The following is a 26697-nucleotide window of genomic DNA, read 5'->3' as shown; positions in this document are numbered from 1 at the left end:
CGCTTGTATGTTTAGACTTGAAGGGGTGGGCGGGACTAAAAGCTCGATTCCGACTCTAGCCAGTACGGACCGTGGGAGACTTCTCGTCCCGCCCTTTCTACCTAAAGCGCCGATAAGGAATTCATCGGTAAAACCGACGATAGAGGCAAGCCAGCGCTACGGTAGACCCCGACAAGCTCTTAAACCCTAGCTCCGAGGATTCGTCATGACAATCCTTACCTCGCCAACGGTGATTGGTGTCGATGTGGCCAAGGCCGAAATCGTTGTTTATCGCGAAGATCTGGAAATTACCCAGGTCATCAACAATGACCGCACGTCTGTAGGTCGTTGGCTGAAGACCTTGCCCGCACAAAGCTCGATCGCTCTGGAAGCCACTAATCTCTACCACCTGGACACGGCCGAACTGGCCCATGGTATGGGGCATCGGGTTTACGTCGTGGACCCTTACCGGGTGAGCCATTACCGCGAAAGCATCGGTCAGCGTGCAAAAACCGACCCTTGTGATGCACGTCTTCTGGCGCGTTATCTAACCAGTGAACAGCACCGGCTGCGGGTCTGGAGCCCACCACCACGGCACTACACGGTGTTGAAAAGTCTGCTTAACAAGCGTGCGCAGCTGATGAAGGCCCGAGTCAGTATCATGCTGAGCTGGTCAAACGAACCTCTCCTTGAAGATCTTTTGGCCCGTGGGTTGGAGCATTTCAAACAGCTTGATCAAGCCATTCAGGAATTACTCCGCAAAGTCAGCCAAGAGGCCGGCATTAGCGAAAACATCAGACGCTGCAAAGCGATTGAAGGGATTGGTGAACTCACGGCAACGGGCTTGGCAACTACGTATATGCGAGGTGAGTTCGCCAGCGCCGATGCGTTCATCGCCTTTCTGGGAATGGATTTGAAGGCAAAGGACTCAGGCAAGAAACACAGTCCTCGCCACTTGAGCAAAAAAGGTGACGGAGAATTACGGCGTCTTGCACACAATGCAGCTATGGCAGCTTGTCGGTCCCCTGTTTGGAAACCGTTCTATGAATCCTATCTGGCAAGAGGTCTAGCCAGAACTCAGGCTTTGGTCATCCTCGCCCGTAAGCTTTGCCGGGTGGCATTCGCCCTCATGAAAAATCAGAGCGAATACCAACCCAATTTAAGGTTGCAGGGTTCCCCTGCAACATAGAATCTCCCACATTGGAATGCATTTCCCTGTGGGAGCGGGCTTGCTCGCGAAGAGGGCCGGGAGAGCAGCGCAGAATCTACTGCTTCCAGCGATCCGCCGCCGCATGATCGCTGTCACGGCCTTCGACCCAGCGCGGGCCGTCGCTGGTGTTCTCTTTCTTCCAGAACGGTGCGCGGGTTTTCAGGTAATCCATGACGAAGGCGCAGGCGTCAAACGCCGCCTGGCGGTGGGCACTGGCAGCGGCGACAAACACGATCGGTTCACCCGGTTCCAGCGCGCCGATGCGGTGCAGCACTTCCAGTTTCAACAGCGGCCAGCGCTGCTCGGCCTCCAAGGCGATCTTGCCGAGGGCCTTTTCGGTCATGCCCGGATAGTGTTCGAGGAACATCCCGGCGACATCGAGGCCATCGTTGAAGTCGCGCACGTAGCCGACAAAACTCACCACCGCGCCGACGCCGACATTCGCCGCGTGCATCGCGTTGACTTCAGCGCCAGGATCGAACGGTTCGGACTGCACCCGAATGCGCATGGCTCAGCCTCCGGTCACAGTGGGGAAAAACGCCACTTCGTCGCCATCGACCACTGGCTCGTCGAGCTGGCAGAGGTCTTCGTTGCGCGCGCACATCAGGTTCTGCTCGCTGAGCACATCGGCGCCTTCACGCTGAGCCAACAACGCACGAACATCATCGACGGTGGCGAAATCACCCTCGACCTTCACCGAATCCACGCCCAGCGCCTCACGGTAACGGGCAAAAAACTTCACGGTCAGGTTCATGGCTGCTCCGCCTGGAAATGCCCGCTCTTGCCGCCGACTTTCTCCAGCAGGCGCACACTTTCGATGGTCATGCCGCGATCCACGGCCTTGCACATGTCGTAGATCGTCAGCGCGGCGACGCTGGCGGCGGTCAGCGCTTCCATCTCGACACCGGTCTGCCCGGCCAGCTTGCAGCGGGCCACGATGCGTACCGTGTCATCGCCTTCGGCGCTGAGTTCGACCTTGACGCCGGTCAGCATCAACGGATGGCACAGGGGAATCAGGTCACTGGTTTTTTTCGCCGCCTGAATGCCGGCAATGCGCGCCACGGCGAACACGTCGCCCTTGGGATGGCCGCCGCTGACGATCATCTGCAGGGTGTCGGGCAGCATGCGCACCAGCGCTTGGGCCGTCGCTTCACGGAACGTCACGGCTTTTTCGGTGACGTCGACCATGTTGGCGCGACCTTGGGAATCGAGATGAGTCAGCACGGGATTACTCCTGATCAGGAGCGTCGATTGTAAACCTGGGGGTCAGAATTGCGCACATAAAAAACCGGGCGACTTTGCAGTCGCCCGGTTCGGTTTGACGGTTACAGATGCGATTCGGCGTATTCGGCCAGGATCGAGCGAGGCACCCCTTGCAGGGTGATGTGCACACCGTTGGGGAAATCCTTGAAGCGTTCGGTCAGGTAGGTCAGCCCGGAGCTGGTCGCGGACAGGTAAGGGGTGTCGATCTGTGCCAGGTTGCCCAGGCACACCACTTTGGAACCGGCGCCGGCCCGGGTGATGATGGTTTTCATCTGGTGCGGCGTGAGGTTCTGGCATTCGTCGATCAGGATCAGGCTCTGCTGGAAGCTGCGACCGCGAATGTAGTTGAGCGATTTGAACTGCAACGGCACTTTGCTGAGGATGTAGTCGACGCTGCCATGGGTGTTTTCGTCATCCATGTGCAAGGCTTCGAGGTTGTCGGTGATGGCGCCCAGCCACGGCTCCATTTTTTCCGCTTCGGTGCCGGGCAGGAAGCCGATTTCCTGGTCCAGGCCCTGCACGCTGCGGGTGGCGATGATGCGGCGATAACGCTTGCTGACCATGGTCTGCTCGATCGCAGCGGCCAGCGCCAGAATGGTTTTACCCGAGCCGGCGGCGCCGGACAGGTTGACCAGGTGAATATCCGGATCCAGCAGCGCGTACAGCGCCAGGCTCTGATAGATGTCCCGTGGCTTGAGGCCCCAGGCTTCCTGATGCAGCAGCGGTTCCTGGTGCAGGTCGAGGATCAGCAGCTTGTCTTCTTCGATCTCCTTGATCCAGCCGACGAAGCCCTGCTCATCAATGATGAATTCGTTGATGTGCACGGCGGGCAGGTTGTCGATCAGTTGGACCTGATGCCAGGTGCGGCCGTGGTCCTGACGGGTTTCAACCTTGCTCACGCGGTCCCAGAAGGAGCCGGTCATGTTGTGATAGCCGTTGGGCAGCAGGGACACGTCGTCGACCAGTTGGTCGGTGCTGTAGTCCTCGGCGTCGATCCCGCAGGCGCGCGCCTTGAGGCGCATGTTGATGTCTTTGGTGACCAGCACCACCGGTTTGCTCGGTTCGCGGGTGTGCAGGTCGATCAGTTGGTTGATGATTTTGTTGTCGTTCAGGTGCTCGGGCAGAATCAGGTTCGATTCGGCCTGTTTGCTCATCAGAATCGACAGCAAGCCCTTCGGGCCGCCCTTGCCGCGCTGGATCGGCACGCCCTGTTCGACGTCATCGGGTGAGGCATCGCCCAGGGTCTTGTCGATCAGCCGGATCGCCTGACGGCACTCGGCGGCCACGCTGTGATGCCCGCTCTTGAGCTTGTCCAGCTCTTCAAGCACGGTCATCGGGATCGCGACGTGGTGTTCTTCGAAATTCAGCAGGGCGTTCGGATCGTGAATCAGTACGTTGGTATCGAGTACATAAAGGATTGGCTGGTTGGAGGAAGGGCTACGTCCGTGATCATCCATACTCGGTCACCTTTGTGGGAGCCATTCGACGCAATACCTCGGCGGTGCTGCGCCTCGAAGTGACTGCCGAATCCACCTGCACAGCTTTTGTCGGGATAGCAGGTGAACTGCACACAAAATGGGTCTTGGAAGACGCCACCTGTGTTGCAGGTTTCGGCGGTCTGACTTCGTAATACTCCAAAACCCGTGACAGAAAAAAGCACTTTGACGCTTTTTTGAAGTTTATTTTGCAAAGTGACGAAAAGCCCTTGGCGGACCGCCCTGCCCCCGTTAGAGTCGGAAGTCCGCCTGCATCAAATTCCGCAAAAAAATCACCCCAAGCCCAATGTTTCCGGGCTCTTGCCGTTTTTCAGCGAAACGCGTCCTGACAGTCTTCCCAGCCGATACCGCTTTGCGCGGTTTGTGTGATCAGCCACGGCAACGCGGTCTTCACTGCATCCTGTTTCATGTTGAAATTGATCACCCCGTGCCGCCACAGCAGCATCAGGGTCAGCACCCGCTGCGCGCTCGGAGCGCCCTTGAGCTTGCCGGCGCCGTCCTGGGCATCGATGTCCCACAGCGCCACTTGCAGGCCCTGGCTGTTGAAAAAGCTCCGGGCATCGCTACGACGTTGCCCTTCCGGTGGACGGAACAGCGGCACGTAGTTCTCCGGCAACTTGTTCTTGACCAGATCGGCACTGCGCCGCACCGAATCCTGCCAGTCCTGCCAGTGGCTGTGGGAGCGGAACTCCCAGCCCTGCACGCCGACGCACTGCTGCGAAAACGCCGCTTGCAGGCTGCTGACGGAACGGTCGGCCAGCCGCGCCTGAACATCCTTGCCCAGCATGAAAAAGGTGCCGCTCAGGTTCGACTTGCGCAGGTACTCGGCGAGCCAGTCGGTGTTGTCCGGTTGCAGGTTGGCGGCGCTGTCGAAACTCAGCAGAAACAAGCGATCGTGCATGTCGTCGCCGTTACGCTCGTAGTCTCCGAAATGATCGAGTTCGCTGCTGGTCTGCGGCGACAGCGCAGCCTTGCGCATCAGCTCATCAAGGTATTGCAGGTGGAAGATCCGGCTCGGTTCGGCCCACCTGGTGTAATAGCTTTCGTCGCTGACCACGAATTTGGCAGCCTGCTCGCGCAGGGTCGGCAGGTCTTCGACGAGGAAGCAGAACGAGGCATCCTGATCGCAGCTTTGCTGGGCAAAGTTGTAGTTGGCGAGCAGACGCTGCCACAGGCGCTCGCGCAGGCTGTTGATGGCGTCCAGATTGACCGTGCGCAGCCCCAGACGCTGGGCCAGCGCCGCTTCGTCCAGCGCTTCGGTGCCGAGCAGGCCGCGGGCGAACATCAGGATTTCCGCCCGCGAGGCGACGTCGAACAGGGTCGGATTGTCGAGTTTTTCCGGCCAGGTGCTGCGATCCAGCGTCGCGATATCGCCCGGCGCCGCAACGGCACCGACGCTCAACAGCCACGCGGTGAAAAAAAGAACAATGCGCAAAGGGTGTCTCCATAACAAAACCCGCGCCGCACTATAGCCGATCCGACAGTAATTCCCGCAGGCACCCAGATGATCGTTCCCACGCTCTGCGTGGTAACGCCTCCCCGGACGCTCTGCGTCCGCTGCCGGGGTGACGCAGAGCGTCACTGGCTGCATTCCCACGCAGAGCGTGGGAACGATCAGGGTTGGGTGGCACACCGCCGATCACCTATGGACGCGATAGCTGGAGTCATCCGCCCCAACCCCCTAGAATCGCCCCCACGATTAAAGGAGACGACTTCATGCTGATGGTGATTTCCCCCGCCAAGACCCTCGATTACGAAACACCGCCGGCGACACAGCGCTTCACCCAGCCGCAATACCTCGACCATTCCCAGGAACTGATCCAGCAACTGCGCGAGCTGAGCCCGGCGCAGATCAGCGAACTGATGCACGTGTCCGACAAGATCGGCGGTCTCAACGCCGCGCGTTTCGGCAGCTGGACACCGGCGTTCACCCCGGAAAACGCCAAACAGGCACTGCTGGCCTTCAAGGGCGACGTCTACACCGGGCTCGATGCCCAGTCGTTCAGCGAAGCCGATTTCGACTACGCGCAACAACACCTGCGCATGCTCTCCGGCCTTTACGGCCTGCTGCGCCCGCTCGACCTGATGCAGCCGTATCGCCTGGAAATGGGCACCAAACTGGCCAACGCCCGAGGCAAGGACCTGTACGCGTTCTGGGGCACGCGCATCAGCGAATGGCTGAATGAAGCGCTGGCCGACCAGGGCGACGACGTGCTGCTGAACCTGGCGTCCAACGAATACTTCTCGGCGGTCAAACGCACAGCCTTGAATGCGCGGATCATCAACACCGAATTCAAGGACCTGAAAAACGGCCAGTACAAGATCATCAGCTTCTACGCCAAGAAAGCCCGGGGCCTGATGAGCCGCTTCGTGATCCAGGAAAAAATCAACGATCCGGCCCTGCTCAAGCAGTTCGATGTGCAGGGTTATTGCTACAGCGCCGAGCAATCGAAACCGGATAATCTGGTGTTTCTACGCGATCACGCCCCCGAATAAAGCATGCCTAATGCACGACTCTTTATACGAAGAGTCGTGCAGCTCGCACGATGTCAAAAAACCCTCGCCACATTTCGCCATTTTACTGGCGCCAGAAAAACCTCCCTGCCTTTTCTAAGATTAGTTTCACTCGACACTGATCATTTTTTTCAGTAGTGGCACCTAAATTTTTTCACCGTAGTGGCACAAAACTATCTAACGTGATTTTTCGCCTGTTATTAAAGGTCGAAAACGAAACTGCTATCAAATTGATACTGGTGCCATCTCTGACAATATTTCAAGAAATTTCAGATTTCGCGATGAGCGGACAGGAACTTCGTCCGAATGCATAGCTCATACCACCGGTAACGATTCTCGCCGAGTTTGTACGAGATAACTTACGCGGAGCAGATAGCCATGTAACCAAGTTGTCACAGCAACTTGCCTAGATGACTAACTAGTCTCAAAGCAGACGATGGACAGGAGATACGCACCATTAATATCCCCTACAAAGGCCATGGCCGCGCCCTTATAAACGTGCTCGCCTGAGCACCCAACCGCTTGATTTACGGGACTTTCATCCTGACATCGAGCGCGCAAGACGATTGCACAAGAGTCTTCTCCAAAGAAGATCGGCTGCATAACAGGGCACGTCATAACAATAAGGCCTGGTTACGCACATCTTGAGTGCACTTATTTAGACACTCGAAACTTAGTATGCCTGCACACGGCATTGTGGCGCCTGTATGCCGCACTTTCGAGTGCACTAATGAACGCTGAACACCATTAACTCCGGCCCTCTAAGGCCTGATATATACAGAGGTAATTGCGATGCGCATCAGCATATTTGGTTTGGGTTACGTTGGCGCAGTATGTGCCGGTTGCCTGTCTGCTCGGGGTCACGACGTGGTGGGCGTCGATGTTGCCAAAGACAAGATCGACATGATCAACGCTGGCAAATCTCCCATTGTTGAACCGGGCCTGGGTGAGCTGTTGGCACAAGGTATCCAGACCGGCCGTCTGCGCGGTACAACCAACTTCGCCGAGGCGATTCGCGACACCGACCTGTCGATGATTTGCGTCGGTACGCCGAGCAAGAAGAACGGCGACCTGGAACTGAACTACATCGAAGCGGTGTGCCGCGAGATCGGTTTTGTCCTGCGTGAAAAGTCCACCCGTCACACCATCGTCGTGCGCAGCACCGTTCTGCCGGGCACCGTCGCAAACGTTGTCATCCCGATTCTCGAAGACTGCTCGGGCAAGAAAGCCGGCGTTGATTTCGGTGTCGCCGTAAACCCTGAGTTCCTGCGTGAATCCACCGCGATCGCCGACTACGACCAGCCACCGATGACCGTCATCGGCGAACTCGACAAGGCTTCGGGTGACGTTCTGCAGTCGCTGTACGAAGAACTCGACGCACCGATCATCCGCAAGGACATCGCCGTCGCCGAGATGATCAAGTACACCTGCAACGTCTGGCACGCCACCAAAGTGACCTTCGCCAACGAGATCGGCAACATCGCCAAAGCCGTGGGCGTCGATGGCCGCGAAGTGATGGACGTGGTCTGCCAGGACAAGACCCTCAACCTGTCCCAGTACTACATGCGCCCGGGCTTCGCCTTCGGCGGTTCGTGCCTGCCGAAAGATGTGCGCGCCCTGACCTACCGCGCCGGTTCCCTGGACGTCGAAGCGCCGCTGCTCAACTCGCTGATGCGCAGCAACGAATCGCAAGTGCAGAACGCCTTCGACATCGTCGAAAGTCACGACAAACGCAAAGTCGCCCTGCTCGGCCTGAGCTTCAAGGCCGGCACCGACGACCTGCGCGAAAGTCCGCTGGTGGAACTGGCCGAGATGCTGATCGGCAAGGGCTACGACCTGAGCATCTACGACAGCAACGTCCAGTACGCTCGTGTCCACGGCGCGAACAAGGACTACATCGAGTCGAAGATCCCGCACGTATCGTCCCTGCTCAATTCGGACTTCGATTCGGTGATCGACAACTCCGACGTGATCATCCTCGGCAACCGCGACGAGAAGTTCCGCGCCCTGGCCGAAGAAGCGCCGCAGGGCAAGCAGGTGATCGACCTGGTGGGCTTCATGTCCAAGGCCACCAGCGCCGGTAGCCGCACTGAAGGCATCTGCTGGTAACTCGGCCCTAAGCGACAAGCCTCGAGCTGCAAGCCAAAGCGTTTCACTTGCAGCTCGAAGCTTGAAGCTTGTCGCTTAAAGCTCCCATCACCTTCGGATGACGGTCATGTCCAAGCTCAAACATTTTTTTCTGCAATCCGCCGGCTGGCTTTTGTTTCTGAGCCTGCTGATGGGCCTGGCCCTGATGCTGCCCACGTCCACGTTCGACTCCGAGTCGAAGGACTTCATTTTCCTGATTGGCGCCGTAGGTATCTGGCGCTATTCGATGGGTGCCACGCACTTTGTACGCGGCATGATTTTTCTCTACATCGTCTACCCGCACCTGCGCCGCAAGGTTCGCAAGCTGGGTAAGGCGGCGGATCCGTCCCATGTGTTTCTGATGGTCACCAGTTTCCGCATCGACGCGTTGACCACCGCGCAGGTTTACAGCTCGGTGATCCGCGAAGCCATCGACTGCGAACTGCCGACCACCGTGGTCTGCTCCATCGTGGAAATGTCCGATGAGCTGCTGGTCAAGGCACTGTGGGCGCGGATGAATCCGCCGGACCGGGTGAAACTCGACTTCGTACGCATTCCCGGCACCGGCAAACGCGATGGCCTGGCCTATGGTTTCCGCGCGATCTCCCGTCACCTGCCGGACGACCGCGCCGTGGTGGCCGTGATCGATGGCGACACCGTGCTCGGCGAAGGCGTCGTGCGCAAAACCGTGCCGTGGTTCCAGATGTTCGGCAACGTCGGCGGCCTGACCACCAACGAGTTCTGCGAAGTGCGCGGCGGCTACATCATGAGCGAATGGCACAAGCTGCGTTTCGCCCAGCGCCACATCAACATGTGCTCGATGGCCCTGTCCAAACGCGTGCTGACCATGACCGGACGCATGTCGGTGTTTCGCGCCACCGTGGTCACCAACCCGGAATTCATCGCCGACGTGGAAAGCGACTCGCTGCAACACTGGCGCCTGGGCCGTTTCAAATTCCTGACCGGCGACGACAAGTCGAGCTGGTTCAGCCTGATGCGTCTGGGCTACGACACCTTCTACGTGCCGGACGCCGCGATCAACACCGTTGAACACCCGCCGGAAAAGAGCTTCATCAAGGCCAGCCGCAAACTGATGTTCCGCTGGTACGGCAACAACCTGCGGCAGAACTCGCGAGCGCTGGGCCTGGGTATAAAACGCCTCGGCGCCTTCACCTCGGTGGTGCTGTTCGACCAGCGCGTTTCGATGTGGACATCCTTGCTCGGCCTGACCGTGGCAATCATCGCCAGCTTCAAGTACGGCACCGCGTTCATCCTGGTTTACCTGCTGTGGATCGGCATCACCCGTCTGATTCTGACGCTGCTGCTGTCCTGCTCAGGCCACCGGATCGGCCCGGCTTACCCGGCAATTCTCTATTACAACCAGATCGTCGGTGCGCTGGTGAAGATCTACGTGTTCTTCCGCCTCGACCAACAATCCTGGACTCGCCAACCCACTTCCCTGACCCGTGATCTCGCCAGCTTTCAACGTTGGTTCAACACCTGGTCGTCTCGGACCATGACCTTCTCCGCCGGCAGCATTTTCGTCGCCGTGCTGCTGATGATGGTCTGACCTGCCCCTATTGAATTAACAAGGAAATCGCCCCCATGAATACCGCCGTCAACGCCAACGTAGTGCATGAATCCGAAGCCCAGCGTCAGCACGCCCGTGTCAAAATCCCGGCCAAGCTGCGTTTCTTCGGCCCCGACCGGACTCCGGTTGAAGCGCGGGTCCTCGACCTGTCCGCCGGTGGTCTGGCGTTCAACGCCGGACAACTGCCGCTGACCGTCGGCGAGGTGTACAAGGCGCGTCTGCAGTTCGTCATCGACAACCTCGGCCTGGCCATGGACGTTGAACTGCAAGTGCGCTCCTACGACCGCCAGACGGGTCGTGCTGGTTGCCAGTTCCAGAACCTTGAACCGCAGGACATTTCGACCCTGCGTCACCTGATCACTTCGCACCTGGCCGGCGACATCGTCAGCATCGGCGAAGTGCTGGCAACCCTGCAGCGCGACAATTTCACCAAGGCGCGCAAGGTCAAGGACGGCGACTCCGGCATGACCCCGTTCGGTCGCCTGAAAGCCGTGACCTTCAGCGCCGGTATCTTCGCGGTCGGCCTGGTGGCGGCGGGTTTCATTTTCAAATCGGTATACAGCATGTACTTCGTCAGCCATGCGCAGGCCGGTCTGGTCAGCGTGCCGGGGATGAACATCACCATGCCGCGCGACGGCACCGTGCAAAGCCTGGTGAAGTCCGACGGCGTCGCCGCCAAGGGCGCACCGCTGGCGACGTTCAGCACCAGCATGCTCGACGTACTCAAGGGCCATCTGGAAGAAGATCAACTGTCGCCAGCCAAGGTTGAAGAACTGTTCGGCAAGCAAATGACCGGCACCCTGACCTCGCCGTGCGATTGCACCGTGGCCCAGCGACTGGTGGCCGACGGTCAGTACGCGAGCAAGGGCGACGTGATCTTCCAGTTGGTGCCGCGCAACACCCAGGCCACCGTCGATGCGCGCTTCTCCTATCGCCAGTTCGGCGACGTGCGTCCGGGCACACCGGTGAGTTTCCAGATCGCCGGCGAAGACAAGACCCGCACCGGCAAGATCGTCAGCAGCACCAGCCTGAAAAGCGCTGACCTGTCCTCCGACATCCGCGTGCAGATCCAGCCTGACGAACCGCTGGACAGCCGCTTCGCCGGCCGCCCGGTGGAAGTGAACAGCGACCGTGGTCCGAACCTGAACTGGCTGATCGACAAAGCCATGGCTGCCGGTCTTTAAGTCGAGGACATGCCTGTGACTATCACCAGTCTTTTCAGAACGCCACGATCCCTGTGGGAGCTGGCTTGCCAGCGATCGGATCAATGCGGTCTTGCTGAAATACCGAGTCGCCAGAATCGCTGGCAAGCCAGCTCCCACAAGGTGCATATGGTGTGTTCGCTGGCGCTGGCAGTCTCTCTGGCCGGTTGCGCCGGCCTGCCCGACCAGCGTCTGGCCAACGAAGCGCTCAAGCGCGGCGACACCGCGACCGCCGCGCAGAACTACCGTGCGCTGGCCGATCTGGGTTACAGCGAAGCCCAAGTGGGCCTTGCCGACATCCAGGTCGACAGCCGCGATCCGGAACAAATGAAACAGGCCGAAGCCACCTACCGCGCCGCTGCCAGTGTTTCGCCGCGTGCCCAGGCCCGACTCGGTCGTTTGCTGGTGGCCAAGCCCGGCTCCACCGAAGCCGAGCATCAGGAAGCCGAAAGCCTGCTGAAGAAAGCCGCCGCCAGTGGCGAAGGCAACACGCTGATCCCGCTCGCGATGCTGTACCTGCAATTCCCGCACAGCTTCCCGAACATCAATGCCCAGCAGCAGATCGACCAGTGGCGCAAATCCGGTTACCCGGAAGCCGGTCTCGCGCAGGTGCTGCTGTATCGCACCCAGGGCACTTACGACCAGCATCTGGATGACGTGGAAAAGATCTGCAAGGCCGCAATCAACACCACCGACATCTGCTACGTCGAGCTGGCCACGGTCTATCAGAAACGTGGCGCGCCGGAGCAGCAGGCCGAGCTGATCAAGCAACTGCAGGCCGGTTACAGCCGCGGCACCGTCAGTGCTCAACGGGTGGATTCGGTGGCCCGTGTGCTGGCCGATTCGACCCTGGGCAAGACCGACGAAAAAACCGCGCAGTCGCTGCTCGAGCCGATCGCTCCGGGTTATCCGGCGTCGTGGGTCACCCTCGCGCAACTGCTGTATGACTTCCCGGAACTGGGCGACATCGACCAGATGATGAAGTACCTGGACAACGGCCGCGCCGCCGACCAGCCGCGCGCCGAACTGCTGCTGGGCAAGCTCTACTACGAAGGCAAACTGGTCCCGGCCGACGCGAAAGTCGCCGAGGAACATTTCCAGAAAGCCGTCGGCCGCGAAGTCGCTGCCGACTACTACCTCGGCCAGATCTACCGCCGTGGCTACCTGGGCAAGGTCTATCCGCAGAAGGCCCTCGACCATCTGCTGACCGCCGCGCGCAACGGCCAGAACAGCGCCGACTTCGCCATCGCCCAGCTGTTTTCCCAAGGCAAGGGCACCAAGCCCGACCCAGTCAACGCCTACGTGTTCAGCCAGTTGGCCAAAGCGCAAAACACCCCGCAAGCCGATGAGCTGGCGACCACCCTCGCCGCCCAGCTGCCGCCCGAGCGCCTGGCCGAAGCCCAGCGCCTGCTGCAACAGGAACAGGCGACCCGTGGCGCCCTGAGCCAGAACACGCTGCAACTGCACGCCCTGCAAGAAGAAGACGGCGAGGAAAAATTATGAAATTGAATCCCTTTGTGAAGGCCGGCATTGGCCTCACGTTCGCGTTGATCTGGTCTTGCCCGACCCTGGCCGCGATGACTGAATCGAAAAACTTCGGCCTCGAAGTGAAAATCACCGGTCAGTCCGAAGACGACCGCGACCTCGGCACCGCCAGCGGCGGCGACGTCAATGGCCTCGGCCTCGACCTGCGTCCGTGGGTCTATGGCGAAAGCGGCGCGTGGAGCGCCTACGCCATGGGCCAGGCCGTAACCTCGACCGACATCATCGAGACCGACACCCTGCAGCAGTCCGACGGTGAACAAACCACCGACAACGGCGACCGCAAGACCAAGAAAAACTACCTGGCGATGCGCGAATTCTGGGTCGGCTACAGCGGCCTGACGCCCTACCCCGGCGAGATCCTCAAGTTCGGTCGCCAGCGCCTGCGCAACGACGACGGCCAGTGGCGCGACACCAACATCGAAGCGCTGAACTGGACTTTCGACACCACCCTGCTGCGCGCCAACGCCGGTGTTGCCGAGCGCTTCAGCGAATACCGTACCGACTTGAAAGAGCTGGCACCGAAAGACAAGGATCGCCTGCACGCCTACGCGGATGCCGCTTATCAGTGGACACCGGGCAACTGGGTCGGGATTCGCGGTCACCACACCCATGACGACGGCAAGCTCGACTACGCCGAACCCGGCGTACCACGCGATTCGCTGGATAAAACCCAGAACGGCGACATCAGCTGGCTCGGCCTGACCGCCGACAGCGACGCCTACAACTGGCGCAATACCAACACCGTCAACTACTGGGGCAGCATCACCGGCATGAGCGGCGACCGCGACACGGTCAACGCCCTCAACGCCGATGGCACTCGTCCGGCGCAAGCCAAGCGCAGTGACAACGTCGACGGCTGGGCCACCGACATCGGTGTGCGCCTGCGCCTCGATCCGCAGTGGCAGGTCGGTGCGGCGTATGCCCGTGCCAGCGCCGATTACGAACAGAACGGCCTGGAAAGCAACCGCTCGAACTACACCGGTACCCGCTCGCGGGTTCACCGCTTCGGCGAGGCCTTCCGTGGCGAAATGAACAACATGCAGACCGCCACCCTGTTCGGTTCGTGGATGCTCAACGACCAGTACGACGCCAGCCTGATCTACCACAAGTTCTGGCGCGTGGACGGCAACAAGCCGGTGGGCAGCAACGGCATCAACGCAGTGGAAAACAACACTGACGACGTGACCGGCGCGATCCTTTCCAGCACCTCGTTGCCACTGCAGGACGGCAACAAGGATCTGGGTCAGGAGATGGATCTGGTGGTCACCAAGTACTTCAAGCAAGGCTTGCTGCCGGCGGCGCTGAGCCAGTCGATCGACGAGCCTTCGGCGCTGGTGCGTTTCCGTGGAGGTGTGTTCAAGCCGGGTGACGCCTATGGCAGCCAGGTCGATTCGTACATGCACCGCGCGTTCATCGACGTGATCTGGCGCTTCTGATGCTGACCGCCAAGGGAGTGCCCGACATGAACAGTGCCCGCAAAGGCTCACTCAGCCTGCTGGCCGGCGCGATGCTGCTGGCCTCGGCCGGCGCCTTCGCCAGTGTGGAACCGGCCAAACCCGCGACCACCGCGAAAGAGCTGCAACAGGCCAAGACCTACACCGTCAGCAGCGCACCGACCGAAGCGCTGGAACTGGCCAAGCCGACATTGCCCGACCTCTCCGGCTACACCGCCGAAGCCGCCGCCGCGAAAATCGTGCGCAGCAAACCGGGCAAGATCAGTGTGCGCCGGATGATGCAGGAAGACGCCCTGAAGGACTTCATCGGCGGCGACAACAAGATGGCCGAATGGGTGGTGCGTCAGCACGGCATCCCGCAGGCGATCTTCGTCGACGACGGCTACATGAACCTGAAAGAGCTGGCGCAGAAGCTGCCGAAGCAGTACTTCAGCGAAACCTCGCCGGGCGTGTATCTGGCGAAGTTGCCGATCGTGGTCGGCCGCAAAGGCATCCTCGAAATCGACGGCCAGACCCAGGAGTTGCGCCTGTCCCAGGAGGCCGGTTCGTTCCTGGTCAACGACGGCCAGTTGTTCGTGCGTGATACCAAAGTCACTGGCTGGCGCGAGAAGGAAAACGGCCCGGCGACCTTCCGTTCGCCGAAGGAATTCCGCCCGTTCCTGCTGGCTTGGGGCGGCACCGAGACTTACATCGTCAACAGCAAGATGGCCAGCTTCGGCTACGCCAACAGTAAGTCATACGGGGTGAGTATTTCCCAGTACACGCCGAACATGGCCAAGGTGCTCAAGCGTCCCGAGCCGACCGGCTGGATCGTCGGCTCAGAGTTCTCGGACATGTGGTACGGCTTCTACTGCTACGAGACCCGCGACTTCGTGGTCAAGGGCAACACCTACAAGGACAACATCGTCTACGGCATCGACCCGCACGACCGTTCCCACGGTCTGATCATTGCCGAGAACACGGTGTACGGCACGAAGAAGAAGCACGGGATCATCATTTCCCGTGAGGTGAACGACAGCTTCATCTTCAACAACAAAAGCTACGACAACCACCTCTCGGGGCTGGTGATCGACCGTAACAGCGTCAACAACATCATTGCCTACAACGAGATCTACAAGAACCACACCGACGGCATCACCCTCTACGAGTCTGCCGACAACCTGCTGTGGGGCAACAAGGTCATCAGCAACAAGCGCCACGGCATCCGTATTCGTAACAGCGTGAACATTCGCCTCTACGAAAACGTCGCCATGGCCAACGGCCTGACTGGCGTCTACGGGCACATCAAGGATCTGACCGACACCGACCGTGACATCAAGCTCGACCCGTTCGACGCCCAGGTCTCGCTGATCGTGGTCGGCGGTGAACTGGCGGCCAACGGCAGCGGCCCACTGTCGATCGATTCGCCCCTGAGTGTCGAGCTGTATCGCGTGTCGATGCTGGCGCCGACCAAATCCAGCGGCATCAGCTTCAACGGCATCCTCGGCGAGCGCCAGGATGAAATTCTCGACCTGCTGGTGCGCCAGCAGAAAGCCGTGCTGATTGACCCTGTCGAACGCCAGACCGAATTGCAGGACTGAGGATAATTTTATGCACCCACACCTGATCAAATTACTCAGCCTGTCGGCCCTGACCGTGGGCATCCTGGCGGCCAGCAACGGCGCCCGCGCCGATGAAGTCCAGCCACCGAAATTCACGGCCGAACCGTGCTGCAGCCTGTGCCCGGCCGCCCACGACGCGAAGAACTACACCACGCGCTACCAGCAGAACTTCACCACCCTGGTGCAGGCGCAGGGCGACTGGTTGTTCCGGACCCAGGAAGACTTGCGCACCGAGTTCAACACCACCCCGGCCGGCTACAAGCGCCTGCAACAACTGCACGATGCGTTCAAGGCCAAAGGCGTCGAACTGGTGATCGTCTACCAGCCGACCCGTGGCCTGGTGAACCGCAACAAGCTCAACCCGGCGGAAAAAGCCGCGTTCGATTACGAGAAAGCGCTGGGCAACTACAAGACCATGCTCGGCCGTTTCGCCAAGATGGGTTACGTGGTGCCGGACCTGTCGCCGCTGACCAACGAGTCGCTGCCAGAGACCCTGCCCGCTCACGATTTCTACTTCCGCGGTGACCAGCACTGGACGCCATACGGCGCCCAGCGCACGGCAAAAATCGTCGCCGAGAAGGTCAAGCAGATTCCGGCCTTCGCCGACATTCCCAAGCGTGAGTTCGAAACCAAACGCTCCGGGCGCATGGGCAAGACCGGCACCCTGCACAACATGGCCGGGCAACTGTGCGGCACCAGTTACGCGATCCAGTACATGGACCAGTTCACCACCGAGCCGAAAGGCGAGGCTGGCGACGGCGACCTGTTCGGTGATTCCGGCAATCCGCAGATCACACTCGTGGGTACTTCGCACAGCGGCAAGAACTACAACTTCGCCGGCTTCCTCGAAGAAGCCATCGGCGCCGACATTCTCAATGTCGCGTTCCCCGGCGGCGGTCTGGAAGGTTCGATGCTGCAGTACCTGGGCAGCGACGAATTCCAGAAGACGCCGCCGAAAATCCTTATCTGGGAATTCTCGCCGCTGTACCGCCTCGACCAGGAAACCATCTATCGCCAGATGATGGCGCTGCTCGACAACGGCTGCGAAGGCAAAGAGGCGCAAATGTCCGCCAGCACCACGCTCAAGCCGGGCGGCAAACAAGAACTGCTGGTCAACAGCAAGAACCTGAACCTGCAGAACAGCAGCCATCAGGTCGACATCCGCTTCGCCGACACCTCGGTGAAAACCCTGCAAGCCACCCTCTGGTACATGAACGGTCGCCACGAGGACATCAAGATCGAGAAACCGGAAACCTCCGACACCGACGGTCGTTTCGCCTTTGAGTTGCGCACGGACGAAGACTGGGCCTCGCAAAACCTGCTGGCGGTCGAAGTCCAGGGTCCGGAAGCGGGCACCGCGCCACAGAAAGTCGAAGCGAAAATCTGCAAACGCAACGTATTCCCGGGCGCTGGGCAACAAACCGCTCAGGTCGGGCAATGAGGTCTGCTATGCGAAATCCGAAACTGAAAACTCTTTTGGCGCCGACACTGCTCGGGCTGGCGATCTTCGCCGGCACCGCGCAGGCCGCCGCACCACTGCGTCCGCCACAGGGCTATTTTGCGCCGGTGGATAAATTCAAGACCGGCGACAAGAGCGAAGGCTGCGATGCAATGCCGACGCCCTACACCGGGCCGCTGCAATTTCGCAGCAAATACGAAGGCTCGGACAAGGCTCGCGCGACGCTGAACGTGCAGTCGGAAAAAGCCTTTCGCGACACCACCAAAGACATCACCACCCTGGAGCGCGGCACCGCCAAACGGGTGATGCAGTTCATGCGCGACGGCCGTCCGGAACAACTGGATTGCACGCTGAATTGGTTGACCGCCTGGGCCAAGGCCGATGCGTTGATGTCGAAAGACTTCAACCACACCGGCAAGTCGATGCGTAAATGGGCGCTGGGCAGCATGGCCTCTTCGTACATTCGCCTGAAGTTTTCCGACTCCCATCCGCTGGCCCAGCACCAGCAGGAAGCCCAGGTGATCGAAGCCTGGTTCAGCAAAATGGCTGATCAGGTGGTCAGCGATTGGGACAACCTGCCGCTGGAAAAAACCAATAACCACTCGTACTGGGCAGCCTGGTCGGTGATGGCGACATCTGTCGCGACCAACCGCCGCGACCTGTTCGATTGGGCAGTCAAGGAATACAAGGTCGGCGTCAATCAGGTCGATGCCGACGGTTTCCTGCCGAACGAACTCAAGCGCCAGCAACGCGCCCTCGCCTATCACAACTACGCCTTGCCGCCGCTGGCGATGATCGCCAGTTTCGCCCAGGTCAACGGTGTGGATCTGCGTCAGGAAAACAACGGTGCGCTGAAACGTCTGGGTGATCGGGTGCTGGCCGGGGTGAAAGACCCGGATCAGTTCGAGAAGAAGAACGGCAAAGAGCAGGACATGACCGACCTGAAACAGGACATGAAATTCGCTTGGCTCGAACCGTTCTGCACGCTCTACACCTGTTCGCCGGATGTGATCGAGAAGAAGCACGGCATGCAGCCGTTCAAGACCTTCCGCCTCGGCGGCGACCTGACCAAGGTCTACGACCCGTCCCATGAAAAGGGCAACAAAGGTTCCTGACACTGACCGCTGATCGTTCCCACGCTCTGCGTGGGAATGCAGCCCGGGACGCTCCGCGTCCCATGCCGAAGCGGACGCAGAGCGTCCATTGAGGCATTCCCACGCAGAGCGTGGGAACGATCGTAGCTCTCCAGTTTTCAGCGGGGGGTTTGGGGGGGCTTTGGCCCTTGACTGTTGGTTCAAACATGGAGAGATCGGGATGGTATTTTCATCCAACGTGTTCCTGTTTCTGTTCTTGCCGATCTTTCTCGGCTTGTACTACCTGAGCGGGCAACGCTATCGCAACCTGCTGCTGCTGATCGCCAGCTACGTGTTCTACGCGTGGTGGCGGGTGGACTTCCTGGCGCTGTTCGCCGGCGTCACCCTGTGGAACTACTGGATCGGCCTGAAAGTCGGCGCGGCCGGCGTGCGCAGCAAACCGGCCCAGCGCTGGCTGCTGCTCGGCGTGGCGGTCGACCTGTGCATCCTCGGCTACTTCAAGTACGCGAACTTCGGCGTCGACAGCATCAACGCGATCATGACCTCGATGGGGCTCGAGCCGTTCATCCTGACCCACGTGCTGCTGCCGATCGGTATCTCGTTCTACATCTTCGAGTCGATCAGCTACATCATCGACGTCTACCGCGGCGACACCCCGGCCACCCGCAACCTGATCGACTTCGCGGCGTTCGTGGCGATCTTCCCGCACCTGATTGCCGGTCCCGTGCTGCGTTTCCGTGACCTGGCCGACCAGTTCAACAACCGCACCCACACCCTCGACAAGTTCTCCGAGGGCTGCACGCGGTTCATGCAGGGTTTCATCAAGAAGGTATTCATCGCCGACACCCTCGCCGTAGTGGCCGACCATTGCTTCGCCCTGCAAAACCCGACCACGGGCGATGCCTGGCTCGGCGCGCTGGCCTACACCGCGCAGCTGTATTTCGACTTCTCCGGTTACAGCGACATGGCCATCGGCCTGGGCCTGATGATGGGTTTCCGCTTCATGGAAAACTTCAAGCAGCCGTACATCAGCCAGTCGATCACCGAGTTCTGGCGCCGCTGGCACATCAGCCTGTCGACCTGGCTGCGTGACTACCTGTACATCACCCTCGGCGGCAACCGTAAAGGCACGCTGATGACCTATCGCAACCTGTTCCTGACCATGCTGCTCGGTGGTCTGTGGCACGGCGCGAACATCACCTACATCGTCTGGGGTGCGTGGCACGGCATGTGGCTGGCGATCGAAAAAATGCTCGGCCTGAACACTGCGCCGCGCCGCCTCAACCCGATCCGCTGGGCGTTGACCTTCCTGCTGGTGGTCATGGGCTGGGTGATCTTCCGTGCCGAAAACCTGCACGTTGCCGGCCGCATGTACGGCGCGATGTTCAGCTTCGGCGACTGGTCGCTGTCGGAACTCAACCAGGCCAGCCTCACCGGTCTGCAAGTGGCGACCCTGGTAGTGGCTTACGTGACCCTGGCGTTCTTCGGCCTGCGCGATCTGTACACCAACCAGCCGCCAGCCAAGAGCAAACCTGAAGTCAACGTCGAGGCCAACGGCCCGGCCACGGCGACGCCGGGAATGATCAAGGCAGCCCCGGGCGAAAACCCGGCGAGCATCCATGAGCCTGGCTACACCGTCGGCGTCGAAGCCCAGGTGCAACCGGCCTACTGGACCGCGGACTGGTCGCGCTACGTGATGCGCGGGCTGATCCTGCTGCTGTTCATCGCCTCGATTCTCAAACTCTCGGCGCAAAGCTTCTCGCCGTTCCTTTACTTCCAGTTCTGAGGGATCTGACATGACCCGCTCATTACGCATCTTCTACATCGCGCTGTTTCTGGTGACCCTGCTGGTGCTCGGTCTGTGGTCGGTGCGCAGCTTCTTCGGCTTCAGCACCAACGCCGACGCGACGGTGCTCAACGGCCGCTGGACAAAAGCCGTGGAAACCCACTACGACGATGAATTCCCGATCAAGCGCCTGGGCACCAACCTTTGGGCTGCGCTGGATTTCAAACTGTTCAACGAAGGTCGTCCGGGCGTGGTGCTCGGTCGCGATCAGTGGTTGTACAGCGATGAGGAATTCAACCCGATCGTCAACGAAGAGCTGAACCTGCAAGGCAACTACGCGCTGGTCGAAGGCGTGCGCCAGACCCTGAAAGAGAAAGGCGTGAAACTGGTGATGGCGATCGTGCCGGCCAAGGCTCGCCTGTACCCGGAACACCTGGGTGAAGTGAAACCGGCGAGCATCCACGCCAATCTCTATCAGGACTTCCACGCCCGTGTCGCGGCGGACAAGATCCTCGCCCCCGACCTGCTCGGCCCGCTGCAAAAGGCCAAGCAGAACGGTCAGCAAGTGTTCCTGCGCACCGACACCCACTGGACACCTGAAGGCGCGGAAATCGCCGCCAACACCCTGGCCAAGACCATCGCCGACAAGTTCCCGCTCAGCGGCGAGCCGCAAAGCTTTGTCACCACACCGGCGGAGAAAGTCACGCACAAGGGCGACCTGCGTCTGTTCCTGCCGCTGGATCCGCTGTTCGAAAACCTGATGCCGGCCAAGGAACCGCTGCAAAAGCGCAACACCGTGGCCGTCGAGCAACCTGCCGGGGACGACGCGCTGTTCGCCAACAGCGAAGTGCCGGTGGCCCTGATCGGCACCAGCTACAGCGCCAACCCGAACTGGAACTTCGTCGGGGCGCTCAAGCAAGCGCTGCACAGCGACGTGGTCAATTACGCCGAAGACGGCCACGGCCCGATCCTGCCGATGCTCAGCTACCTGAAAAGCGATGACTTCAAGAACAGCCCGCCACAGGTGCTGATCTGGGAGTTTCCTGAACGATATCTGCCTGTGAACAACGAAATCGGCGACGCCGACCCGCAGTGGGTCGCAGAGCTTAAACAAGCCGGCGCGCGCCAACAAAACGTAGCTGTAAACACTAAATCCGAGACGCCCGATCGGGCGCAAAACTGAAAGAGAGGTACACCATGACTTTCACTACAACTCCTCGTCGTCTCGCCAAACGCTTCGCTCTGGTTGCCGGTCTGAGCGTGCTGTCGGTCCAGGCTTTCGCCGGTGGCGACGCCGCGCTGTACGGCCCGACTGCTCCGAAAGGCTCGACCTTCGTACGGGTCTACAACGCCAGCAACGCTGAAGTCAGCGCCACCGTCGGCAGCACCAATCTGAGCGACGTCGCGCCACTGGCCAGCAGCGACTTCAGCTTCATGCCGGGCGGTGACTACAGCGCCAAGGTCGGCAGCCAGACCCTGCCGGTCAAACTCGCCGGTGACCATTACTACACCCTGGTGAACAACGCTTCCGGCGCGCCGCAACTGATCGAAGAACCGCCGTTCAAGAACAAGCAGAAGTCCCTGGTGCGCGTGCAGAACCTCAGCGACAAACCGCTGACCCTGAAGACCGCCGACGGCAAGACCGAGGTGGTGCCGAACGTCGCCGCCAAGGGCCGTGGCGAGCGTGAAATCAACCCGGTGAAAGTCAGCCTGGCGCTGTACGAAGGCGACAAGAAAGTCGGCGACGTGAAACCAGTCGCCCTGGAGCGCGGTGAGGCAGCGGTGCTGTACGTCACCGGCAACGGCAGCAACCTGTCGCCAGTCTGGGTGAAACGCCCGGTGTCGACTCGCTAACAAATTCTGCGAACTGAACCGGTTCCCTGTGGGAGCTGGCTTGCCAGCGATGCAGACACCTCGGTTCTGCAGATACACCGAGGTAATGNTGCCATCGCTGGCAAGCCAGGCTCCCACAGGGACCGAGGTGAGAGTTCGGATACGAGACAAAAACAAGAGTGAAACGACACAGCGTTCGTGCCTCTAACCAATCGATTTTATGGAGTAAACAATATGATTCCGGTGATCTTGTCAGGTGGTAGCGGCTCACGTCTTTGGCCGCTTTCGCGCAAGCAGTTTCCCAAGCAGTTCCTCGCCCTGACCGGCGAACACACACTGTTCCAGCAAACCCTCGAGCGTCTGGTGTTCGAAGGCATGGACACCCCGATCGTGGTCTGCAACAAGGATCACCGCTTCATCGTCAACGAGCAGTTGGCCAGCCGCAACCTGGAATGCCAGCGGATCCTGATGGAGCCGTTCGGTCGCAACACCGCGCCGGCCGTGGCCCTGACCGCGATGATGCTGGTCAATGAAGGTCGCGACGAACTGATGCTGGTGCTGCCGGCCGACCACGTTCTGGAAGACCAGAAAGCCCTGCAACGCGCCCTGGCCCTGGCCACCGTCGCTGCTGAAAACGGCGAGATGGTGCTGTTCGGCGTGCCGGCCACCAAACCGGAAACCGGTTACGGCTACATCAAGTCCACCGGTGATTCGCTGCTGCCGGAAGGCGTCAGCCGCGTCTCGCACTTCGTGGAAAAACCCGACGTCAAACGCGCCACCGAGTACGTTGAGTCCGGCGGTTACTACTGGAACAGCGGCATGTTCCTGTTCCGCGCCAGCCGCTTCCTCGAAGAGCTGAAAAAGCACGATCCGGACATCTACGACACCTGCCTGCTGACCCTCGAGCGCAGCCAGCAGGATGCCGACACCGTCACCCTGGACGAAGCCACCTTCGCCTGCTGCCCGGACAACTCCATCGACTATTCCGTGATGGAAAAAACCCAGCGCGCCTGCGTGGTGCCGCTGACTGCCGGCTGGAGCGATGTCGGTTGCTGGTCGTCGCTGTGGGAAGTCAACGAGAAGGACGCCAACGGCAACGTCAGCAAGGGCGACGTCGTGATCCAGGACAGCAAGAACTGCATGATCCACGGCAACGGCAAACTGGTGTCGGTGATCGGTCTGGAAAACATCGTCGTGGTCGAAACCAAGGACGCCATGATGATCGCCCACAAGGACAAGGTCCAGGGCGTCAAACAGATGGTCAACACCCTCAACGCCCAGGGCCGCAGCGAAACCCAGAACCACTGCGAGGTGTACCGTCCGTGGGGCTCGTACGACTCGGTGGACATGGGCGGCCGCTTCCAGGTCAAGCACATCTCGGTCAAGCCGGGCGCGTGCCTGTCACTGCAGATGCACCACCACCGCGCCGAACACTGGATCGTGGTCAGTGGCACCGCCGAAGTGACCTGCGACGAGAACGTGTTTCTGCTCACTGAAAACCAGTCGACCTACATCCCGATCGCCTCGGTGCATCGCCTGCGCAACCCGGGCAAGATCCCGCTGGAAATCATCGAAGTCCAGTCGGGCTCGTACCTGGGTGAAGACGACATCGAACGCTTCGAAGATATCTACGGTCGCTCGACTCCGGTCGAACGCGGCGTGTCGGTGAAAACCATCGCGCAATAATCATTGAGCAAAACAGGAAGCCCCCGTCCAGCCCGCTGCGTCCCCTATCCGCAGTGGGTGGGGCGGGGGCTTTTTACTGACGCTCATAAAGCGCTGGAGGTACCGGCCTGAACTTTTTTGTGCCATGTACTGACGGTTACCGATCCGGGAATTTTGATTTCAAGTGTTCCGTGGAATGACTTGTCGAGACTGTCCAGCATTGTCCGTGCATTCATTCTTCCCACCTGCACCGAACTGATTCCCGAATGGCCTAGCAGCAATGCCTTCAAGTCTTTCAATCGGCCTTTAATCATGGGAACTGCGCTCAAGTCGGATGAGTGCTTCGGATCAAGCACATCCGGAGAAGCAAAAAACTCCAGGCTGTCGTAGCTGTCACCAAAGGCGTTCCTGAGTGCGTTTTCGTCGTCAAGGTCATACTCTGCGAAATGTGTCTTGCCCGCGAGAAACCTACGCTCGTTCACCTCTCCGTTTATGGATAGAAGAAAGAAGGTAAACCCCATATTCCCGGCCTTGGTCCAGTCCTTTTCGCTGGTATTGCCACCTTTCCCCCCCAACACCATCGTTTTGCTGTTGACCAGAGAAAAGTTTGACTTGATCTCCATGTGTGACGGCGCCGCGCCCTTCGTCGCGAAGTTGTAAGAGTAATGACGCAGGGTAAATTTCAACTCTTTGGTCTTTTCGAGCACCGCAGGTTTTGCCTTTGTAGTGGTGAACTTCAGCTTGCCCTCGGTAATTTCGTTCATCATGGTGTAGGGCTTCACTCTGTCCGTGTCGCTGTAATTGTCCTTGTACGATTCAAATATCTCGATTGCCGTACGCACTGCCGATTTGGAATTCGACTCCTCTCCCTGCTCGTCAAAAAACGTCAAAGGGTTGTTGCGCACCATCCGGAAAAGATTAGGGCCATCGGCCTTTATGCCCGCCGGATCCGGACTGGCCCAGCGCTGCAGCCAGGGTACGTAATAGCGATAACCGTAGTAGCACAGCCTGGTCGCGTCACGCTCCTTGCCCGAGTAACGCACGAATTTGTAACTGTGTTCGCCGTCCTGCCAGGCGGTTGTACCGAAAGGGTGGAAACGCTCCTGACTGATGATCGCGCCGTCGTCGGCGGTCTCCAGGCTGATGGACCCCAAATGATCGGCACATCCGTATCGATACCGATCGTTGACGCTCGCGGGTGGCGCACTTTCCCAGTGCAGTACTCGAACGCTGTTGAGCCCGCCCTCGACGGTGATGACCTGCAACCGCTCGCCTGTGCCGTTATCGCTGCGCAACTCCAATCCCGGCAAATAGCGCACTTCGGCAACCACGGTGCGTGCGTTGGTCTTTAATGAGCGGATCTTGCGCACTCGCTGGCCGTCATCGCCGTAGAGATAGACCTCCTGGTCACTGTCACCGGAGGCACGCTCCACCGGGCTCACCGATTGCAGTTGATTGCTCAGGTTCCAGCTCAGCAATTGACCAGGCTCCAACTGCAGCAAATTTCCCCTGAGATCGAATGCCGCATTGATTTGCTCATCAGTGGGTGGCGTGACGTCATACGGGAGACTGCGGTTGCTGTACCGCGCTGGCTTGAGGTTGCGTCCATGGCCTTGTGGGCCAAAGTGAATCAATTCGCACAGATTGCCGCTGGCGTCATATTTGTAAGTCTGCCGATAGTTGCTGACCGCCGCCGGATCGACGCGTCCTATCGATTGCGGGCCCTGACTGACACTGCCAGCCTCCCAACCGGACGCCATGATCAACTGAGACAGGCTGTCGTAGACAAACCGGCTGACCGGCTCTATCCGCTGATTGGCGAAATAGCGGATCGGCAGCGCCTTGTCTTCGATGCTCAAGACATTGCCCATCCGGTCATAGCTATAAATCCGGTGTTGCAGTACTCGGCTGGCGGCATCTTCATCACGGCGAACCGTCAGGCGACCGTCCTGCGGACGATACGTCAGCGTGGCCACCACCCCGTTGCCGGCCGTTTCCCGCTCGATGCTGCCATCCGCGCCGTAGCGGATGTCACTGACCAGCGTCTGCTCGCGCTGGCCCTTCAACTGCAACCGACGCTCATGCAAGCGGCCATCGACCGTCAGCGCGAAAACATGCCGGTTATCCCTGGGGTCGGTCTGTTCCAGCACATCGCCCTGTGCACCGAAGCGCCGTCGGGTCGTCGCCCCCGCTCCGGGTTCAAGCAAGGCCGACCGATCTTCCTCCCGCTCCGGCCAGTCAGGTGCCAGCGGTTCCAGCGTGAAGTGGCGGATGTCTTCGGTGCAGGGGCCGCTGATTGCAAACGCATTGAACAGCACGCTGCCCGCCGGATGATCATGACGAATCAGCTGCCCGAACTGGTTTCGCGACTGATCCCCGCTGCCGGGATGACCGTAGGTCAGGCGCTCGACACAACGCCGAGGCACGCCTGTTCCTTCTTCGAATATCGCAACGGGGCGCAGCAAACTGTCGTGTTCAATCTCGCGCTGCGTCTGACGGCTGTCCCAACGGAACAGCGTTTGTGCGGCGAGTCCCTTCAGCTCGACTTGCGTGCCGGCATCGACGCTGTCCGAGCGAATCACCGTGGCGTCCAAAGCAAATACCTGCTTCAGGTTGGCCGGCGTCAGCGGATTGCCGGCCTGCGACAGCCAAAGTCGCGGGTCCCACTGTTTCACCGCACGCCCCGCAGCGTCATGCAGGGTGCGGTTGATCCGGGACTCGACCGGTCCGTCCTCGATGTCTCGGCAATAGTCGACCGTGCGCACCGGCAAGCCGCGCGGGTCGATCACAGACATCCTCGGCGTATTGATGTGCAAGCTCATGGAGCGCGCTTCCCCGCAATCGGCATTCGGTGTGCCTCTGGCATCACAGCAAGCTC

General features: G+C 59.9%; 20 protein-coding genes. 14 read left to right on the top strand and 6 right to left on the bottom strand.

Translation table 11 applies throughout. The features are described 5' to 3' along the window. Nucleotides 1–205: 205 nt before the first annotated feature. A complete protein-coding gene (locus ACTJK7_RS28685) occupies nucleotides 206–1168 on the top strand; it encodes an IS110 family transposase (protein ID WP_440779566.1) in 963 nt (320 codons plus the stop codon). A 76-nt stretch (nucleotides 1169–1244) separates the two neighbouring features. Here ACTJK7_RS28685 and moaE read toward each other — a convergent pair whose 3' ends face one another. From moaE to ACTJK7_RS28660, 5 genes are all read right to left on the bottom strand, one after another. Further along, nucleotides 1245–1697, bottom strand: coding sequence for a molybdopterin synthase catalytic subunit MoaE (gene moaE, locus ACTJK7_RS28680; RefSeq protein ID WP_064382452.1), 453 nt, complete (start codon nucleotides 1695–1697; stop codon nucleotides 1245–1247). A gap of 3 nt (nucleotides 1698–1700) precedes the next feature. Next, nucleotides 1701–1943, bottom strand: a complete 243-nt coding sequence (locus ACTJK7_RS28675; protein ID WP_064382453.1) for a MoaD/ThiS family protein — start codon at nucleotides 1941–1943, stop codon at nucleotides 1701–1703. Continuing rightward, a complete protein-coding gene (gene moaC, locus ACTJK7_RS28670; protein ID WP_108559694.1) occupies nucleotides 1940–2413 on the bottom strand; it encodes a cyclic pyranopterin monophosphate synthase MoaC in 474 nt (157 codons plus the stop codon). The genes ACTJK7_RS28675 and moaC overlap by 4 nt, the downstream gene beginning before the upstream one ends. A 101-nt stretch (nucleotides 2414–2514) precedes the next feature. Continuing rightward, entirely contained in the window at nucleotides 2515–3909 is a 1395-nt protein-coding gene (locus tag ACTJK7_RS28665) for a PhoH family protein (protein WP_011332563.1), read from the bottom strand. A 349-nt stretch (nucleotides 3910–4258) separates the two neighbouring features. Continuing rightward, the gene (locus ACTJK7_RS28660; RefSeq protein WP_440781092.1) at nucleotides 4259–5383 is read right to left on the bottom strand and encodes a polysaccharide deacetylase family protein; all 1125 of its coding nucleotides are present in this window, start codon (nucleotides 5381–5383) and stop codon (nucleotides 4259–4261) included. Nucleotides 5384–5664: 281 nt separating this feature from the next. Here ACTJK7_RS28660 and yaaA point away from each other — a divergent pair, with 281 nt between their 5' ends. The 13 genes from yaaA to ACTJK7_RS28595 all read left to right on the top strand — a co-directional run bounded on the left by yaaA (nucleotide 5665) and on the right by ACTJK7_RS28595 (nucleotide 23840). Beyond that, entirely contained in the window at nucleotides 5665–6444 is a 780-nt protein-coding gene (gene yaaA, locus ACTJK7_RS28655; RefSeq protein WP_085654665.1) for a peroxide stress protein YaaA, read from the top strand. An 810-nt stretch (nucleotides 6445–7254) separates the two neighbouring features. Beyond that, nucleotides 7255–8571, top strand: coding sequence for a nucleotide sugar dehydrogenase (locus ACTJK7_RS28650; RefSeq protein WP_064382457.1), 1317 nt, complete (start codon nucleotides 7255–7257; stop codon nucleotides 8569–8571). A 106-nt stretch (nucleotides 8572–8677) separates the two neighbouring features. Further along, a complete protein-coding gene (gene alg8 / locus ACTJK7_RS28645; protein ID WP_199913001.1) occupies nucleotides 8678–10159 on the top strand; it encodes a mannuronan synthase in 1482 nt (493 codons plus the stop codon). A gap of 35 nt (nucleotides 10160–10194) precedes the next feature. After that, complete coding sequence (locus tag ACTJK7_RS28640) at nucleotides 10195–11364, top strand: PilZ domain-containing protein (RefSeq protein ID WP_440781093.1); 1170 nt, start codon at nucleotides 10195–10197, stop codon at nucleotides 11362–11364. A gap of 9 nt (nucleotides 11365–11373) precedes the next feature. Continuing rightward, on the top strand, nucleotides 11374–12885 hold the full coding sequence (gene algK / locus ACTJK7_RS28635) for an alginate biosynthesis TPR repeat lipoprotein AlgK (protein ID WP_440781095.1): 1512 nt from the start codon (nucleotides 11374–11376) through the stop codon (nucleotides 12883–12885). Beyond that, on the top strand, nucleotides 12882–14363 hold the full coding sequence (locus ACTJK7_RS28630) for an alginate export family protein (protein WP_064382459.1): 1482 nt from the start codon (nucleotides 12882–12884) through the stop codon (nucleotides 14361–14363). Before algK ends, ACTJK7_RS28630 begins: the two co-directional genes overlap by 4 nt. Nucleotides 14364–14389: 26 nt before the next feature. Then, complete coding sequence (gene algG, locus ACTJK7_RS28625) at nucleotides 14390–15961, top strand: mannuronan 5-epimerase AlgG (protein WP_108563645.1); 1572 nt, start codon at nucleotides 14390–14392, stop codon at nucleotides 15959–15961. A 10-nt stretch (nucleotides 15962–15971) separates the two neighbouring features. Then, complete coding sequence (locus ACTJK7_RS28620; RefSeq protein ID WP_085647738.1) at nucleotides 15972–17423, top strand: alginate O-acetyltransferase; 1452 nt, start codon at nucleotides 15972–15974, stop codon at nucleotides 17421–17423. An 8-nt stretch (nucleotides 17424–17431) separates the two neighbouring features. After that, nucleotides 17432–18556, top strand: coding sequence for a mannuronate-specific alginate lyase (locus ACTJK7_RS28615; RefSeq protein ID WP_011332553.1), 1125 nt, complete (start codon nucleotides 17432–17434; stop codon nucleotides 18554–18556). A 199-nt stretch (nucleotides 18557–18755) separates the two neighbouring features. Next, on the top strand, nucleotides 18756–20321 hold the full coding sequence (locus ACTJK7_RS28610; protein ID WP_108559680.1) for an MBOAT family O-acyltransferase: 1566 nt from the start codon (nucleotides 18756–18758) through the stop codon (nucleotides 20319–20321). 10 nt (nucleotides 20322–20331) lie between these two features. Next, complete coding sequence (locus ACTJK7_RS28605) at nucleotides 20332–21504, top strand: alginate O-acetyltransferase (protein WP_108559678.1); 1173 nt, start codon at nucleotides 20332–20334, stop codon at nucleotides 21502–21504. Nucleotides 21505–21518: 14 nt separating this feature from the next. Beyond that, nucleotides 21519–22175: an alginate O-acetyltransferase AlgF gene (locus tag ACTJK7_RS28600; protein ID WP_011332550.1), complete on the top strand. Its 657-nt coding sequence runs from the start codon at nucleotides 21519–21521 to the stop codon at nucleotides 22173–22175. 213 nt (nucleotides 22176–22388) lie between these two features. Next, complete coding sequence (locus ACTJK7_RS28595) at nucleotides 22389–23840, top strand: mannose-1-phosphate guanylyltransferase/mannose-6-phosphate isomerase (protein WP_064382465.1); 1452 nt, start codon at nucleotides 22389–22391, stop codon at nucleotides 23838–23840. 83 nt (nucleotides 23841–23923) lie between these two features. Here ACTJK7_RS28595 and ACTJK7_RS28590 read toward each other — a convergent pair whose 3' ends face one another. After that, nucleotides 23924–26641, bottom strand: a complete 2718-nt coding sequence (locus ACTJK7_RS28590; RefSeq protein WP_108559677.1) for an RHS repeat domain-containing protein — start codon at nucleotides 26639–26641, stop codon at nucleotides 23924–23926. Between the last annotated feature and the right edge of the window lie 56 nt (nucleotides 26642–26697).

This window comes from Pseudomonas sp. 22085 (assembly GCF_052045815.1).
In the GTDB taxonomy this organism is placed as follows: Bacteria; Pseudomonadota; Gammaproteobacteria; order Pseudomonadales; family Pseudomonadaceae; genus Aquipseudomonas; species Aquipseudomonas glycinae.
Note: the sequence above shows the minus strand (reverse complement) of the source record. Positions and strands in the feature narration are given on the sequence as shown.

Coding starts and splice junctions, on each gene's coding strand:
- ACTJK7_RS28685 (WP_440779566.1), top strand. CDS start 206: ATGACAATCCTTACCTCGCCAACGGTGATTGGTGTCGATGTGGCCAAG.
- moaE (WP_064382452.1), bottom strand. CDS start 1,697: ATGCGCATTCGGGTGCAGTCCGAACCGTTCGATCCTGGCGCTGAAGTC.
- ACTJK7_RS28675 (WP_064382453.1), bottom strand. CDS start 1,943: ATGAACCTGACCGTGAAGTTTTTTGCCCGTTACCGTGAGGCGCTGGGC.
- ACTJK7_RS28665 (WP_011332563.1), bottom strand. CDS start 3,909: ATGGATGATCACGGACGTAGCCCTTCCTCCAACCAGCCAATCCTTTAT.
- yaaA (WP_085654665.1), top strand. CDS start 5,665: ATGCTGATGGTGATTTCCCCCGCCAAGACCCTCGATTACGAAACACCG.
- ACTJK7_RS28650 (WP_064382457.1), top strand. CDS start 7,255: ATGCGCATCAGCATATTTGGTTTGGGTTACGTTGGCGCAGTATGTGCC.
- alg8 (WP_199913001.1), top strand. CDS start 8,678: ATGTCCAAGCTCAAACATTTTTTTCTGCAATCCGCCGGCTGGCTTTTG.
- ACTJK7_RS28640 (WP_440781093.1), top strand. CDS start 10,195: ATGAATACCGCCGTCAACGCCAACGTAGTGCATGAATCCGAAGCCCAG.
- algK (WP_440781095.1), top strand. CDS start 11,374: ATGCCTGTGACTATCACCAGTCTTTTCAGAACGCCACGATCCCTGTGG.
- ACTJK7_RS28630 (WP_064382459.1), top strand. CDS start 12,882: ATGAAATTGAATCCCTTTGTGAAGGCCGGCATTGGCCTCACGTTCGCG.
- algG (WP_108563645.1), top strand. CDS start 14,390: ATGAACAGTGCCCGCAAAGGCTCACTCAGCCTGCTGGCCGGCGCGATG.
- ACTJK7_RS28620 (WP_085647738.1), top strand. CDS start 15,972: ATGCACCCACACCTGATCAAATTACTCAGCCTGTCGGCCCTGACCGTG.
- ACTJK7_RS28615 (WP_011332553.1), top strand. CDS start 17,432: ATGCGAAATCCGAAACTGAAAACTCTTTTGGCGCCGACACTGCTCGGG.
- ACTJK7_RS28610 (WP_108559680.1), top strand. CDS start 18,756: ATGGTATTTTCATCCAACGTGTTCCTGTTTCTGTTCTTGCCGATCTTT.
- ACTJK7_RS28605 (WP_108559678.1), top strand. CDS start 20,332: ATGACCCGCTCATTACGCATCTTCTACATCGCGCTGTTTCTGGTGACC.
- ACTJK7_RS28600 (WP_011332550.1), top strand. CDS start 21,519: ATGACTTTCACTACAACTCCTCGTCGTCTCGCCAAACGCTTCGCTCTG.
- ACTJK7_RS28595 (WP_064382465.1), top strand. CDS start 22,389: ATGATTCCGGTGATCTTGTCAGGTGGTAGCGGCTCACGTCTTTGGCCG.
- ACTJK7_RS28590 (WP_108559677.1), bottom strand. CDS start 26,641: ATGAGCTTGCACATCAATACGCCGAGGATGTCTGTGATCGACCCGCGC.